At 40.9% G+C, this 15,067-nt stretch carries 15 protein-coding genes; 5 read left to right on the forward strand and 10 right to left on the reverse strand.

Annotated elements, in window-relative coordinates:
• The first annotated feature begins 39 nt into the window (after positions 1 to 39).
• From MTF64_RS07755 to MTF64_RS07765, 3 genes are all read left to right on the forward strand, one after another.
• A complete protein-coding gene (locus MTF64_RS07755; protein WP_039972214.1) occupies positions 40 to 597 on the forward strand; it encodes a sigma-70 family RNA polymerase sigma factor in 558 nt (185 codons plus the stop codon).
• Positions 597 to 1,349, forward strand: a complete 753-nt coding sequence (locus tag MTF64_RS07760; RefSeq protein WP_054982184.1) for a DUF3379 family protein — start codon at positions 597 to 599, stop codon at positions 1,347 to 1,349. The genes MTF64_RS07755 and MTF64_RS07760 overlap by 1 nt, the downstream gene beginning before the upstream one ends.
• 160 nt (positions 1,350 to 1,509) lie before the next feature.
• Entirely contained in the window at positions 1,510 to 2,355 is an 846-nt protein-coding gene (locus MTF64_RS07765) for a Tim44-like domain-containing protein (RefSeq protein WP_024031867.1), read from the forward strand.
• A 266-nt stretch (positions 2,356 to 2,621) separates the two neighbouring features.
• Here the strand turns inward: MTF64_RS07765 and MTF64_RS07770 are convergent, their stop codons facing one another.
• The 4 genes from MTF64_RS07770 to MTF64_RS07785 all read right to left on the reverse strand — a co-directional run bounded on the left by MTF64_RS07770 (position 2,622) and on the right by MTF64_RS07785 (position 6,563).
• Entirely contained in the window at positions 2,622 to 3,812 is a 1,191-nt protein-coding gene (locus MTF64_RS07770) for an amino acid aminotransferase (protein WP_004587316.1), read from the reverse strand.
• Positions 3,813 to 3,892: 80 nt separating this feature from the next.
• The gene (locus MTF64_RS07775) at positions 3,893 to 4,552 is read right to left on the reverse strand and encodes a GAF domain-containing protein (protein ID WP_248451058.1); all 660 of its coding nucleotides are present in this window, start codon (positions 4,550 to 4,552) and stop codon (positions 3,893 to 3,895) included.
• Between the two features lie 56 nt (positions 4,553 to 4,608).
• Positions 4,609 to 6,258: a fused response regulator/phosphatase gene (locus MTF64_RS07780; protein ID WP_029773472.1), complete on the reverse strand. Its 1,650-nt coding sequence runs from the start codon at positions 6,256 to 6,258 to the stop codon at positions 4,609 to 4,611.
• Positions 6,258 to 6,563 (reverse strand): STAS domain-containing protein, encoded by a 306-nt coding sequence (locus tag MTF64_RS07785; RefSeq protein ID WP_004587319.1) that lies wholly within the window; start codon positions 6,561 to 6,563, stop codon positions 6,258 to 6,260. The genes MTF64_RS07780 and MTF64_RS07785 overlap by 1 nt, the downstream gene beginning before the upstream one ends.
• Before the next feature lie 129 nt (positions 6,564 to 6,692).
• Here MTF64_RS07785 and MTF64_RS07790 point away from each other — a divergent pair, with 129 nt between their 5' ends.
• Positions 6,693 to 7,022 carry a translation initiation factor gene (locus MTF64_RS07790; protein WP_024031864.1) on the forward strand — a complete coding sequence of 110 codons (330 nt, stop codon included), beginning with the start codon at positions 6,693 to 6,695 and terminating at the stop codon, positions 7,020 to 7,022.
• A gap of 12 nt (positions 7,023 to 7,034) precedes the next feature.
• Here MTF64_RS07790 and MTF64_RS07795 read toward each other — a convergent pair whose 3' ends face one another.
• On the reverse strand, positions 7,035 to 10,049 hold the full coding sequence (locus tag MTF64_RS07795) for an EAL domain-containing protein (RefSeq protein ID WP_248451059.1): 3,015 nt from the start codon (positions 10,047 to 10,049) through the stop codon (positions 7,035 to 7,037).
• A gap of 358 nt (positions 10,050 to 10,407) precedes the next feature.
• Between MTF64_RS07795 and MTF64_RS07800 the strand changes: the two genes are divergently transcribed.
• Positions 10,408 to 11,565 (forward strand): chorismate mutase, encoded by a 1,158-nt coding sequence (locus tag MTF64_RS07800; RefSeq protein WP_054982179.1) that lies wholly within the window; start codon positions 10,408 to 10,410, stop codon positions 11,563 to 11,565.
• A 104-nt stretch (positions 11,566 to 11,669) separates the two neighbouring features.
• Here the strand turns inward: MTF64_RS07800 and tyrA are convergent, their stop codons facing one another.
• The 5 genes from tyrA to rpsP form a co-directional block, all read right to left on the reverse strand.
• Positions 11,670 to 12,803 (reverse strand): bifunctional chorismate mutase/prephenate dehydrogenase, encoded by a 1,134-nt coding sequence (gene tyrA / locus MTF64_RS07805; protein ID WP_248451060.1) that lies wholly within the window; start codon positions 12,801 to 12,803, stop codon positions 11,670 to 11,672.
• Positions 12,804 to 13,054: 251 nt separating this feature from the next.
• Complete coding sequence (gene rplS, locus MTF64_RS07810) at positions 13,055 to 13,414, reverse strand: 50S ribosomal protein L19 (protein ID WP_004587324.1); 360 nt, start codon at positions 13,412 to 13,414, stop codon at positions 13,055 to 13,057.
• 33 nt (positions 13,415 to 13,447) lie between these two features.
• Positions 13,448 to 14,215, reverse strand: coding sequence for a tRNA (guanosine(37)-N1)-methyltransferase TrmD (gene trmD, locus MTF64_RS07815; RefSeq protein WP_004587325.1), 768 nt, complete (start codon positions 14,213 to 14,215; stop codon positions 13,448 to 13,450).
• Positions 14,215 to 14,751 (reverse strand): ribosome maturation factor RimM, encoded by a 537-nt coding sequence (rimM, locus tag MTF64_RS07820; protein ID WP_004587326.1) that lies wholly within the window; start codon positions 14,749 to 14,751, stop codon positions 14,215 to 14,217. The genes trmD and rimM overlap by 1 nt, the downstream gene beginning before the upstream one ends.
• 17 nt (positions 14,752 to 14,768) lie before the next feature.
• Positions 14,769 to 15,017, reverse strand: coding sequence for a 30S ribosomal protein S16 (gene rpsP / locus MTF64_RS07825; protein ID WP_004587327.1), 249 nt, complete (start codon positions 15,015 to 15,017; stop codon positions 14,769 to 14,771).
• Positions 15,018 to 15,067 lie beyond the last annotated feature (50 nt).

Raw genomic sequence — 15,067 nt, forward strand, 5'->3', positions numbered from 1 at the left:
TCATGCATTAAATAATAAATTTTAATTAAAAAAGTACTTATGCTTGGAAAGAAAAAATCAAATAATCAGGTCTTAGTTGATATGGCAGAGAAACAAAAGCGCTATGAAGCCTTGGTCCATGTATATAATAAGGAGCTTTATCGCTTTGCTTATTGGTTATGCCGTGACCCACATATTGCAGATGACCTAGTACAAGAAACGTTTTTACGTGCTTGGCGCTCGCTTGACTCATTATTGGATCAAAAAGCCGCCAAGCCGTGGCTGCTGACTATTTTGCGTAGAGAAAATGCACGTCGCTTTGAGCGCAAGCAGTTTGACTACAGCGATGTAGAAAACGATACACTTGTCGATGAAACCAGCCATTCGTTAGATGATGAAATGGAGCAAACGGTTATCCAACGCCAAATTGCGCTGCTATCTGATGAATACAGAGAACCCTTACTTCTGCAAGTTGTTATGGGGTGCTCTGGTGAAGAAATAGCAGAGATTCTCGATTTAAATAAAAACACGGTTATGACTCGTTTATACCGTGCCAGAAACCAACTTAAAGAGGCTTTAAGCCGTGATGATGAACAACTTAAAGGGGCATCAAAATAATGGATGAACTTGAGTTTCGTCGACGCACTATTGCGCAGCCAAACGATTTAGATAAGGAGCTTTTAGAGTTTGCTAAAGAGAGCTCTGAGCGACAAAACTTTATAAGCGATATGAAAGACTTTGATAAACAAATTCAAGATGCGTTAGATGTGCCTGTGCCTGACAACCTTGCTGAGCGTATTCTTTTAAACACCTCGTTAAAAGAAAAAGCAATGCAAGAAGAGCAAGCAACTGGGGATAACGTTGTAGATGCACGCTCACGTTTTAAGTTTGACCGTGTTCACTTAGCCCTAGCCGCGTCTTTTTTTGTAGCTATTGGCGCATTCTTTTTTAGCACAGAGCAACACATTGCCCATGAAGCAGGCGAACATGCTTTAACCCATGTTTACCATGAGATTACCGCCCTTGAAAAAACCAATGCTATTAGCCTACAAAGCGTTAACGATAAGCTTGCACTGCTAGGCGCTCATATAGAAGAGCTGCCAGGTAAAATTACTTATGCGATGTTTTGCGACTTTAAAGGTGAAAAAGGTCTGCACTTAATTTTTGAGTCGGACTTTGGCCCAATGACGGTCTTTATTGTTCCTTCTGAGAATAAGTCGTTTGGGTTTGGCGAAGATGATTTTCATGATGCGCGCTTTGCAGGTCATATTAATCGAGGCGATAAAGCCGATACTATTTTAGTGGCTAATTCCGGCGCGCCAATTAATGTGTACAACGAGCGGGTTACCAATGCCATTCGCTGGCTGTAACTAGCGCTTAACGACTAAAAACCGCTGAGTAACACTGAGCGGTTTTTTTGTGCCTATTCAGCGCTCATTTTTCATCCAAAACAATTGATTTTAAATGTAATTATTAATTTTTACTGAAAAGTTAATTATACTCACCGCTCAGTTTAACTTAGGGAATTACATGAAGAACATCATCGTTATATTTTCATTACTTGCACTACTGTGTACAGCAAGTTTTGATGCACACGCACGCAAAAAGTTTGGTAGTAGTAAACGCGGTACAACCCCAGCAACACAACAAACCACACAAAAGCAAAAAGCCGATACCACAGCACCTGCAGCTAAGACAAAAAGCAGTAAAAAAGGCATTATGGCCGGCGTATTAGGCGGATTGTTAGCCGGCGGTTTAATTGCCGCTATGCTAGGAGATAACTTTGAGGGCATGCAGCTATTAGAAATTATTTTATTAGCAGGCGTTGCCTTTATTTTGTTTAAACTTATTACGGGGTTTATGCGCGCTCGCCACTCCCCGCAATTAGCCGGTACACACGCTACGGGGCACACTGCTTTTAAGCAAGCAGCCACAGAGCAACCTACCAGCAGTGGTTTTACCCAGCAAAGCGCACACACTGAGCAAGTACCTTTCAATTTACCCCCTAATTTTGACGTAAATGGCTTTTTACAAGGCGCACGTAGCCACTATCACACTATGCAAACTGCGTGGAATAATGCCGATTACGCCACGATGGCTGAGTATTTAAGCCCATCGTTAGCTCAAGAGTTTAAAACTGAGCGCGAAGCGATTGAACGGGTAGCAACTGAGGTGATGTTTATTGATGCCGAGCTTGTGCGCGCTGAAACAACAGCAAATTCGTGGCAAGTAAGTGTGCAATTTAAAGGCAAATACCGCGACTTAGACGATAAAAAAGAAGAGCCTATTTTAGAGATTTGGCACCTTGAGCGTGCTACCACCTCAGATGCTCCATGGCTGATTGTAGGCGTAGAAGACTTAATCGATAGCGAATAGTGCTGTAATTATAGTTATACCAATTCGCCTAATTAAGTGATCTACTTTGAGGGTGGATAAACGTGTTGATAGCTCGGCAAAAAATTCGCTATTTAGGTGTTCTAAATGAGAGCTTTTTAACGCAGGTAGCGACACGTTTAGCCCCGTAAATTGATTAAGTATTATTGCGGATTGGTATTAGCTAATTGGTATAAATAACAGCTAAAAAAAACCGCCCAGCCTAAAGTTTAGGCTGGGCGGTTTTTTATTACTGCTAAGTAAAAGCGTTATTTACAAACGTCAGCAACGGCGTTTGCGAAATACTCAATGTTAGTATCACTAATACCCGCTACATTTACGCGGCTAGAACCAACAATGTAAATACCGTATTCTTTTTGTAGGCGCGCAATTTGCTCTTTATTAATACCTAAGAAAGAAAACATACCGTGTTGACGTTCAATAAACGAAAAGTCTTGCTCTATCTCTTTTGCTGCTAAGCTTTCTTTAATTAAGCTACGTAAACCATTAATACGATTACGCATTTCATCAAGCTCACTGTGCCACATTTGTGTAAGCTCTGTGCTGCTTAAAATAGTGTTTACAATGTCAGCACCGTGCGCTGGAGGCATTGAGTAAATACTACGAACAACGCTTAATAGCACTGAATTTGAAATATCAGCGGTTGCAGTGTCTTTTGCAATAATTGAACACGCACCAATACGCTCACGGTATAAACCAAAGTTTTTAGAACATGATGAACAAATAATTAGCTCTTCTACTGCATCAGCTAAAATGCGCAGTCCACGTGCATCTTCTTCAAGTGACGAGCCAAAGCCTTGGTAAGCAATATCAATAAGTGGTGTAAAGCCAACTTCTTTTGCAAGCTGAGCAACTGTGTTCCACTGTGTCTCGTTTAAGTCCATACCACTTGGGTTATGACAACAAGCATGAAGTAGCACAATATCCCCTTTTGGTACTTGCTTAAGGGTGTTTATCATGTCGTCGAACAATAGATCTTTGTTTTCGTAATCGTAGTACGGGTATTCTTTAACGTTTAAGCCAGCAGCTTCAAACAAGCTAATGTGGTTTGCCCATGTTGGCGTTGTTACCCAGACTGTTGCGTCTTTATTGCAACGCTTAACAAATTCAGCCGCAACGCGAAGTGCACCTGTACCACCTGGTGCTTGTGCAGTACGTACGCGGTTTGCTAAAAGTGCTTGGTGCTCACCTAGTAATAGGTTTTCCATTTTTTGACAGTAGTCTAAGTTACCCGCTAAACCAATGTAAGATTTGCTTGTTTCGTTTTCTAAACGAAATGCTTCAGCTTTTTTTACCGCTTTTAATACCGGTGTGTTGCCTTGCTCATCTTTATAGACACCTACACCTAAATCAATCTTGTTAGGGTTTGTATCTTGTTTATAGGCTGCCATAAGGCCAAGAATAGGATCTGTTGGTAATGGTTTTAATTCTGAGAACATTAGCTATCTCTTATCATTAATTAGGGGTTGGCTGTTGTAGTAAGCTTAACATAAAAGCTTACCTTATTGGCTAGTGATATTTACACTAGAAAGTGAGGAATTTTAATGCAGCACGCAACTAATACAGCCAGTGTACGGCTATCAAAAAAGTCGTTACTAAATGCCTCTGCATCTATAATACCGACGCATTCATGTTGCTCATTAAATAAGGGTAAACAGGTTTCAGCTTTCACTTTAGGGTCGCACGTATAGTACTCGCCACCTTGTGCTAAATAGTTTTCTACGTCGTTAATTACACGCCCGCGCTTAGACAATGCAACTTGTACATTATTGCTGCCTGCTGCAAATGCTTCAGTAAGAGGAAACAGTGGACGGCTTGGCGCACCTTGATACGCCAGCTTTAATAATTGCGGACCCTGAGCAGTGTCAACCGCTTGATAAATACCATACCAATCGACCTGTGTTTGCTGCTCTATGTAATTAACTATATTTTGTAGGTTTGCTAGTTTTTGCTCGTTTTGTGAAGTCGTGCTCACATGATCAGTAAGTTTAAATGGCTCATCTTGTAAATAACCAAACAAACTACACGCACCGCCTTCACCGAGTTCAGGAATTTGATATTCCCAACGTACAGACGGCAGCGCGCTTGCAGCAATATACTGTTCTAGCTGCTCTAGCTCTTTGGCAATTAATTGTGGGTCTATATCTAATTGCGCAATATCAAGGTAAGAAGAAATCATTTGGCCATCCATACATCTAAAATTTTCTAGATAATAACATGGAAATTTTTTCTGAGCTATAGCAACTTGTAACACATTTCGACTTGGTTACCACTTGCGTTATACGTGACTTTTTCTGCCACTTCTTCGAGTAACGATAAGCCACGGCCAAACTCTGCGTTGAGTTCGGTGCGTGTAGAAGAGTCACTTGAGAACCCCCTACCCGAGTCACAAATAATAAAGTACAAGCACAAGGTATCTGGGCAATAACGCATATCAATAATAATCATCGCCTCTTTCATTTTACTCAGTGCTTGCTCTCTTAATTCATAGTATTTAAAAAAGCCATCGTCTTGTTTTTTTATGTCTGAATCAAGACCTAACACGCCGTGATCAAGTGCATTGTTATACGCCTCAGAAAGCAATAAAAATATATTTGAGCGATGCGACCTAAGCCCCTCAACACTGCTTAATACATTAACAACATCATACACAGGGTCTGTGCATTTAATTTGCTGCGCGTTCAAGCTAAGTGAAAAGTTAAATGCCAAATTAGAATACGCCTCTTTGGCCTCAGGCTCTGGGGTTAGCGGCAAACAATTAAGCAGCACTAAGCTTAAGTCGTCTAATTGCTCACTGCCATTGGCAAAGGTATTTACATTATCTATAACACGCTGACTGCTGATCATCGGCTTGCTTTTAAGTGCTGCTAAAAAGCGCTGCTCACCATAAAAAATATCCGCGTCGTTGTTAGTTTCTATTATGCCATCGGTTGAAAGCACCAAGCGGGTGTTTTTATCAACTTCTAAATTAATTAGCTCATATTCAAATTCATCGCGGTCTAAAATCCCCAGCGCCATATGTTGCGACTCAAGCGTTTGCTTTACTTCACCATCGGTATTTATTAAGTACGCATCTGGTAAGCCACCAAGCCATGCTGAAATACTTTTGCCCGAGGCACTGAGTTCAATAATAGTCGCCGCGCAGAACATGTGCTCTGGCAGTAAATTATGCAGTAATATATTGATCTCAGAGGCGATATCGTTAACAGCCATGCCTTTTTGCACCATAGTGTAAAACACCCGTGATGCAGGTAATGCTCCAATCGCGGCCGCTAACCCATGCCCGGTAAAATCACCCAACATGCAATATAAATTGCCTATTGGGCTTTGCGCGACTAAAAACATGTCACCGTTAAACATAGAAGCAGGAGAAAGGCTAAAGTCTAAATGGTCTTTAAACTTATCTTGGTTTTCGAGCGAGTTATTAAAAATGTGCTCAATTATTTCGTGCTCGCGCTCTATTTGATTGCGATGATACTCAAGTAAGGTGTTTTGTTGATGGGCTTTTTTACTTAATTCGCGCGTACGACTGTGCGCTTTAATTTTTGCGTTTAAAATTACTTTTTCAAACGGCTTTTGAATAAAGTCATCCCCGCCTACTTCTAAACAACGCTCAAAGCTGCTTTGATCTTCAAGCGAAGTAATAAAAATAATGGGTAGATAAACGTCGTTGTATCGCTGCTTAATCAGCTTTGCAGCTTCAAAGCCATCCATTACCGGCATAAGTACATCGAGTAGAACAATATCAATCGCTTCTTTTTCTAACACCTCAAGTGCTTCTAGGCCGTTAAAGGCAATTGATATTTTATAGTTTTCTTCGAGCAGCATTTTTTCGAGCAGGATGCGATTAAGCGCCTGATCGTCAACAATAAGTACGTGGGTCATTAGTTAATATCAAACTTCTTATCAAAACGTGATATTTGCAGTATTTTTTTAAGCTGAGGCTGACAATTACTGATCTCTATTGTTTGTACCTGGCTTTCAATGGTTTTTTTCATGTTAAGCAACATACCAAGAGCAGAGCTATCCATGTAGTCGGTCTCTCTTAAATCGATAATCACTTTATTTGTTTTAGGCTCAATTTGGGCATAGGCTTGGCGAAATGATTGCACTAAATTAAAGTCAAATTTGCCTTTAATTTGTATCGTTAAAGTACTTTCATCAACCGATAAACTCTTTGTTAAACTCATTATAAACTCCAATAATATTTCCTTTGACCTAAATATAACCTGTTAAAAGTATTTAGCAAAAATAAAAACACTCGCCAGCAAATTTGTTATTATTTAATACATCAATAAAAACGTTTATTTAGGTAAATTATGAGTGATAACCGCTTAGTATATTCAACCGATATGGGCCGAATTAGCCAGCCAAAGGTTGAGCAAGAACCCACTGCAAAACTATTTAAAGATGGCTTTATCCGCATAGAGCGCCAAACTAAGGGCCGAAAAGGTAAAGGGGTGATGTTGGTTGTGGGTATAGATCCAAAAGCGCACGATCTAAAAAAGCTAGCTAAAACCATAAAAAGTAAAATGGGCCAAGGTGGCGCGGTAAAAGAAGGCATTATTGAAGTTCAAGGCGATGATCGCGAAAAACTAAAAGGGATTTTAGAAACCCTTAAATTTAAAGTAAAAATTGCGGGTGGCTAAACCCGCAATCTTTTATTTGCTACTAACAATGTTAGGCGTATCGTTTAATTTTTTGTATAACGCTGGCAGGTCGCTCTCAGCAATCGGTTTGCTGTAATAAAACCCTTGCACAATATAACAATTATTATTTTGCAAAAACTCTACTTGTTCAATCGTTTCAACCCCTTCTGCAACTACGTCTAATTTAAGCTTTTGCGCCATGGCTATAATAGCGGCGGTAATTTCCATGTCATTAGAATCTGCAGGGATATCTTTTACAAACGAGCGGTCAATTTTTAATATGTCGACCGGGAATCGTTTTAAGTAACTTAGCGACGAATAGCCAGTACCAAAATCATCAATCGATATTGAAATACCCAGTGCTTTTAGTTCGTGTAATTGCGTAATGGCAGCTTCAACATTGCCCATTAGCATACTTTCGGTAAGCTCCAAGTGTAACCGCTTAGCACTTACCCCTGTTTGTTTTATAATACTGCTGAGCATGGGCACTAAATTAGCGTCTTTAAACTGACGTGCCGATAAATTAATAGATACGTTGTTATCTCGTCCATCTTGCGCTAAACGCACGGCAAACTCGCACGATTGCTGTAATACCCACTCACCGAGTTCCACAATGAGCCCTGTTGCCTCAGCAATAGGAATAAACTTGGTCGGCGATATAAGCCCTTCTACTGGGTGGAACCAGCGTAGTAGCGCTTCATAGCCTACAACGTGCTGAGTTAATGAGTTTATTTGCGGCTGATAATAAACCTCAAACTGTTTTTCTTTAATCGCATGGCGTAATTCGTTTTCAATGAACAGCCTTTCATTGGCAGCCGCGTTCAGCTCTTGGCTATAAAAGTGGTAAGTATTACGCCCTTTGGCTTTTGCCTCATACATTGCTAAATCAGCATGTTTTAAAAGCTGATCTTCTTCAAGGCTATCGTAAGGGGCCATTGTAATACCAATACTAGCACTGACTATTACTTCGTTATTGCCAAGCTTTATAGGCACATTAAGTGTTTTTTGAATAGTATTTGCGACATCACTGGCATGCTCTTGGCTTTCAATACCACTGAGTAATACAGCAAATTCGTCGCCCCCTAGGCGGGCAATTGTATCTTCGGCGCGTAAGCGTGCTTTAAGGCGGTTAGCAACTTCAATTAGTAACTGATCGCCTGCATCGTGGCCTAACGTATCGTTAATGCGTTTAAATTCATCTAAATCAAAGTAAAAAAGTGCAAACGCATAATGGCCGCGCTCAGCCAAAGCCATTGATTTACGCAGCTGCATTCTAAAAAATGTTCGGTTTGCTAAGCCCGTTAACGTGTCAAAGTACGCAAGCTGCTCCATTTTGCGCTGGCTTTCTTTAACAAACGAAATATCTTGTGCGGAGGCTACATAACTGGTGATCTCACCGCCGTCTTCGCGAATAGGAGAAACACTTAACGATACCCAAATAGGCTGTTTATCATTGCCCTGAATCAAGGTATCACCACGCCAGTAGTTTCTACTGCGAAGGTCGATATTGATATCTTCAACCAAAATGGCCATCTCAGATGCGATAATATTCAACAGCGGCGCGCGGTTAAAGTGGCTCTCCGGGTAGCCTGTCATCTCCAGCATTTTGGGATTAACGTATTCTATAACAAAGTTTTCATCGGTGATCACCACACCGGTTCCTGAGAAGGCAACGGCTTTAGAGAGCCTATTAGCGGCTTTCTCGGCAATTTCTTTTTCTGTAATTCGCTGGTTTAACCCATCTATAAGCTTACGAATTTCTACGGTCATATCTCTAAATGAGCCGTTTAGCGTGCCTATTTCGTCTTTGTTCTCTGGCGGAAATTCGGTTAGTAATTGCCCTTTACCAAAGCCAGTAACCGCATGTACTAATGTATGAATTCTGCGAAGCACTAATTGATACAGCGCTTGGTGTAACAATAAGGCAACCAAGACCGCATAAAGCACAAACAAGCCAAAAAACTTCAGTTTTAAATCTTGCAGAGCAGAGAGCGTTGATGAGCGTTTTTTATAAACCCCAATATACCAGTCTAGTTTATCAATTTTACGAATATTAATAATGTGTGCTTCATCGTTTTGTACAAACGAATTAGCATACTCTGGTAATTTCATGGTAATTGCTTCATTTATAATGGCTTGCAATTGCGGATTTACAAATTCGTTTGTTGTTATTGTTTTATCTTTGCTGCCATAACTTGCTTGTAGCGCCGGGTTAAGACTCGGGTGCGCAAGCAGCTGGCCTTTTTTATCAAATACCAGTAAATGTTTTTCTTTATCGCCCACAGGTAAAAATGAAATCAGCGTGTTTAAATCTATATCACTGCCGGTCACCCCTAAAAATTCATTATCAACATACAAGGGGACAAGCAAACTAATAACCCATTTATGCCACACTTTATCGTAATAAACCTTAGACCAAACAGGTTCTCTGCTGGGGTTTAAATCGCTTTGTACATACTTAAATGTTGCACCATTAGAGCCTCTGAGTTCAGCCGGTGCGTTTAACGCCCAATTGGGAGGCGAGACACGGATGAAATCATCTTTGGTGATCATATAAAAATTAAAAAAGTCGTGAATTAAGGTTGGTGAAATGACTTTCCATAACGACTCTGAGTTATTAAATAAACGCTTATAAAAAGGAGAATAATGCTGCTGAGGAAGAAATGCGGCTGAAAGGCCGTCGCTCGATGCACTGCGTATAGTGCCGTCGCTATTAAATTGTAACTGGGTTTTGTTAGATAAATTGATTGCTGAACTATCACTAAATAGCTGCTCTGACACAACATTATTAGCCTGTTTGGCAACGGCTGATTTTGTTTTGATTAGTGCGTCAAATTGCCTGATAAGTAATTCGGTGGAGCTTTTAAGTACTTCATGCTCTTCGAAAACTAATTGTTTTTCTTCAGATTTAAGCATCAGCGCGGCAGCGCACACACCGGCAATTAAACAAATTGCAGATATAAGCAACGACAGCTTTACACTTAAAGAATTTAGTCCAAAACGCGATGGAGGGCGTCTATACACCACAGGCCAACCTTACTATTTTAGTTGTTGTTATTTTTAGCTAATACCTGAAATATACCAGATCCCTATTCATATTTATAAACTATTTGTAAATTTTATCTAAATGTTAGCTAGGAGCTGATAATTATTCATTATGTCTATTTAAACTGGCTTGCTTGTTGACTTTGCTAGTAACACCTCATACATTAACAGCATGAAAATTATCTTATCTTGCACTTTTTTTTCTTTTTTTAGCTTCTTTATATAAAAGAGGCTGAACTGTTTGTGAGATAAAATCAATCGAATAGCAAAGCCTCCCACTTGGGAGGCTTTTTTGTTTTAGTTGCGCTAAGCAACTTATTTTTGGAATGAGGAAACCAAAATGACCAACGATGTTTTAAACGCGCTCAGACACGATATTAACGAAATAGACTCCGATCTATTGGTGTTATTAGCTAAGCGCCGCCGTATTAGCCACGGTGTTGTTGAGTATAAAATTGCGAATAACAAACCAATTCGTGATGAAGCGCGCGAACTAGCCTTACTCGAAAAGCTGATTGGTTATGGCAAGTCGCTTGGTCTAGATGCGTATTATGTAAATAACGTTTTTCAAACCATTTTGGAAGACTCTGTGCTGCATCAACAGGCCATGCTGCAAAAAAACTTAAACCCCGATGCATTAAGCGAAACACATCGGGTTACTTACTTAGGCGGGCAAGGCTCGTACAGTCAACTAGCATGTCATAAATACTTTAGCCGCCGCCCTGGTAAGTTAGTCGAAATTGGCTGTACCTCGTTTGATGAAATTACGGGCAAAGTAGAAAATGGCCAAGCAGATTTTGGTTTGCTGCCTATAGAAAACACCAGCTCGGGCAGTATTAACGAAGTATTTGATTTATTACAACATGCTCAAGTATCAATTGTAGGTGAAGTTACACACAGTGTAGAGCACTGCTTACTTGCTACCCCAGATACTGAATTAAGCCAATTAACTAAAATTTATGCCCATCCTCAGCCATTTGCTCAATGTAGTCGTTTTTTACAAGGCCTTGGTGATTTACAACATGAAACCTGTGATTCAACCTCAAGTGCTCTACAATCAGCTTTAAATACGCCAAATAGTGCGGCCATTGGCTCAGCGCAGGCAGGTAAAAACGTTGGTCTTGAAGTGATTAAATCAAACCTTGCGAATCAAAGTGAAAACCACAGCCGCTTTATCGTGGTGGCGCGCAAACCTCTGCAGGTATCTAAACAAATACCGACTAAAACCAGCCTTATTATGGCTACTAAGCAACAAGCAGGTTCATTGGCTGATGCGTTAATGGTGTTTAAACAACATCAAATCAACTTAGTTAAACTAGAGTCTCGTCCTGTACCGGGTAACCCGTGGGAAGAAGTGTTTTATGTAGACTTAGAAGCAAACCTTGCCGATAGCCAAGTGCAACATGCCTTAGAGGAGCTAAAAGAGCATACTCAATATGTGCGCGTTTTAGGCTGTTATCAAAGTGAGTCTTTACAAGCTGTGAGTGTTAATACCTAACCTAACACGCAAATACTAAAAAGGGCCTAAGTAGGCCCTTTTTTAATCGCTCATTTAAAATGCTTTCAACGTATAGCTTAAGTAACTACACATTTTTAACCCTTTTAATCTAATACCTTGGCGTCATTTGCTTTATTTAGCAGGCTACGGCTTTGCGTCAAAAAGTGCGCGGTAGAGTCTGAAAAATACGCTTTAGCATCAGCAAATGCATCGATGAGTGCGCCTTTATCTCCCGCTTTTAGCTTTTCAAGAGTTTGTGCAAAGGTCTCTTGGTATTGCGCTAATAAACTCTCAACATTATCAAACTGGGCCAACATTATATCTGAATATAACTCAGGAGATTGCGCAAATAAGCGCCCTACCATCATCAGCTCTAACTGATAAATAGGAGACGAGCAGCTTCTTAGTTCCTCAAGCGTATGGCTTTGCTTTGCTAAAAACTGCCCATAAACAAAGGTCGTTAAGTGGCGCATTACTTGTATTATTTGCATAGCTTCATCATGCTTTTTAGCATCTAGCTCAACAAGTTGGCAACCCCATACTTTCAACTGCTGCAGTAAGCCTTTTGCAGCATCATGCGCTCGGCCTTCACACACAACAACGGTTTGTTTAACCCAGTGAGAAATATCAGGGCCAAACATAGGGTGCAGGCCAACAACAGGCCCAGAGTGCGCCGCCTTTAATGCCTTAATGGGTGATTGCTTAACTGAGGTAATATCAACAAGCAAACAGTCATCATCAAGTTTAGGTAGCTTAGCAACAACGGCCTCAAGTGCATTGATAGGCACACTGATCATCACTAATTTTGCGCCAGCTAAAATGGCTTTAGCATCGTTTTGCTGATCTTTATCTAAAATCTTAACTTCATAACCTGAACGAATAAACTGCTGAGCAAATAACTGGCCCATTGCCCCTTGCCCACCTACAATTACAATAGGTGATAAATCAGGGGCGGCACAGGCAAGTTTAGCTTGTTGGTTTTGATAGGCTTCGCGCATCATGCGCCTTAATATGTCTTCAACAAGTTCAGGGCTGACTCCTTGTTTAATCGCTTCATCACGACGAGCAGCGAGCAAAGCAGCTTCTCTTTCAGGGGCATGAAGGGGGGCGCCATTTTGCTGCTTTATAGCACCAATTTTTTGGGTTATTGCATTTCGCTTTGCAAGTAAAGCAACTAATTGCGCATCGCATTCATCAATGCCATCTCGTAATTGTGATAAATCACTTAATTCAGCCACGTTTCTCATTCCACCTATAAACAACTCATTTCGTAAATATATATTTACATTTAAGTAAACTAATCAATACGTTAAATACTAACAGGATCAAGTATGGGTTAAAAGGCTAATGTAGTAAGGCGAGTGAAGATTACTTAATACAGAGGGGTGCTTTTGTGAAGAGGTAGTATATTATTTAATGCTTAAAAACCAAAACGGGTTGCAACCGTGAGGCTGCAACCCGTTTTCTTTGCGTTGATAAACAGCGCGTATTAGTTAAGTTTTTCTCTAATACGTGCAGATTTACCAGAACGCTCACGTAGGTAGTAAAGCTTAGCACGACGAACCGCACCGCGACGCTTAACTGTTACGCTATCAATAAGAGGGCTGTGCGTTTGGAATACACGCTCAACACCTTCACCGCTCGAAATTTTACGAACTGTGAATGCTGAGTGAAGACCACGATTACGCTTAGCGATTACAACACCTTCAAAGGCCTGTAGACGCTCTTTGTTACCTTCTTTTACACGTACCTGTACAACTACTGTATCACCAGCGCCGAATGCTGGTACGTCTGTTTTAAGCTGCTCTTCTTCAAGCGCTTTAATAATATTTTGGTTTACTTTTGCCATTATGTTTCTCACTTTCCTAGGTGTAACTGTCTTCTAGCCACAAGCTTTTTGGTACTCTTGCTGAAATTGTGCGAGTAATACCGCTTGCTCCTCAGTCAGAGCTAGGTTATGCAACAAGTCAGGACGTCGTAGCCAAGTTCTGCCTAATGACTGCTTAAGCCGCCATTTTGCAATCTCTTGGTGGTTTCCACTGAGTAGTACAGCAGGCACCTGTTTGTCGTCCAATGTTTCTGGCCGTGTATAGTGAGGACAATCTAGCAAGCCATCCGAAAATGAGTCTTGCTCTGCTGACTGGTTATGACCTAACACGCCTGGCACTAATCGCGCTACTGCATCAATTAATGTCATGGCAGGTAATTCACCACCACTCAAAATAAAATCACCAATTGACCATTCTTCGTCAACGTATGACTCTATTATTCTCTCGTCTATACCTTCATAGCGACCGGCAATCAAAATCAGCTTTTCAGAGTTTGCGAGTTCGCTAGCCCCTTGCTGATCTAATTTGCGCCCTTGCGGGGACATATAAATTACTTTTGCGCCATCACCTGCCGCTTTTTTAGCGTCAAGAATGGCTTGTTTTAATGGTTCAACCATCATTAACATACCTGGGCCGCCCCCATAAGGACGGTCATCTACGGTTCTGTGCTTATCTAAAGCATAGTCACGTGGATTCCAGCAGTTAAAGTCAATTAAGCCATTTTTCACTGCGCGACCAGTGACACCTTGGTGTGTAATAGCATCAAACATGTCTGGGAAAAGGCTTATCACCCCTACCCATAATGAACTAGTTTGAGTCATTAAAACCCAGGATCCCAGTCTACGGTAATTTCTCTCGCTTCGTATTTAACTTCTTTAATTACTGAATCAGTTAAAAAAGGAATCAAACGCTCAGCTTGACCAAATGCATCTTTACTGTTTGCCTTAACAACCAGTACGTCATTCGATCCTGTCTCCATCAGGTCATCAACAGTGCCTAAATTGTAACCTTTATCAGTTACAACCGACATGCCAATGAGATCTCGCCAATAAAACTCGCCTTGCGGGAGTTCTGGTAATTGCGCTGAATCAACAGATATTTCTGCATGGGTATAAGCCATTGCTTCGTCTCTGTCGTTTACTTGCGCAATTTTAGCGATAAAGCCTTTGTTGTGGCGACGCCAGTCGACCACTTCTAAGGTCTGCCATTTACCTTGTTGCCCTATCAACCACGGGCTGAAATCGAAGATCCCTTGGGGATCATCAGTAAATGAATGTACCTTAAGCCAGCCCTTTATACCATATGGGGCACCGAGCTTTCCTACGACAATAATTGATGAGGTGTTCTCTTGACTCATGGTTACACTTACGCCTATTAAGCCGCTTTACGAGCGTCTTTAACTAACTTAGCTACACGATCAGAAAGACCTGCGCCCTGACCTACCCAGTGATCAACACGAGGTAAATCTAAACGAAGTTTTTCTTCTTGACCTGAAGCAATTGGGTTAAAGAAACCAATTTTCTCGATGAAGCGACCGTCACGCGAGAAACGGCTATCCGCAACCACAATTTGATAGAAAGGGCGTTTTTTAGCGCCACCACGTTGCAAACGAATAGTTACCATACCGTCCTCTAAATAGATTGACTGTTTTCATTAATAAGATTTACTCCCCA

The sequence above is a fragment of the Pseudoalteromonas sp. 2CM41L genome (assembly GCF_023161905.1).
Taxonomy (GTDB): domain Bacteria; phylum Pseudomonadota; class Gammaproteobacteria; order Enterobacterales; family Alteromonadaceae; genus Pseudoalteromonas; species Pseudoalteromonas atlantica.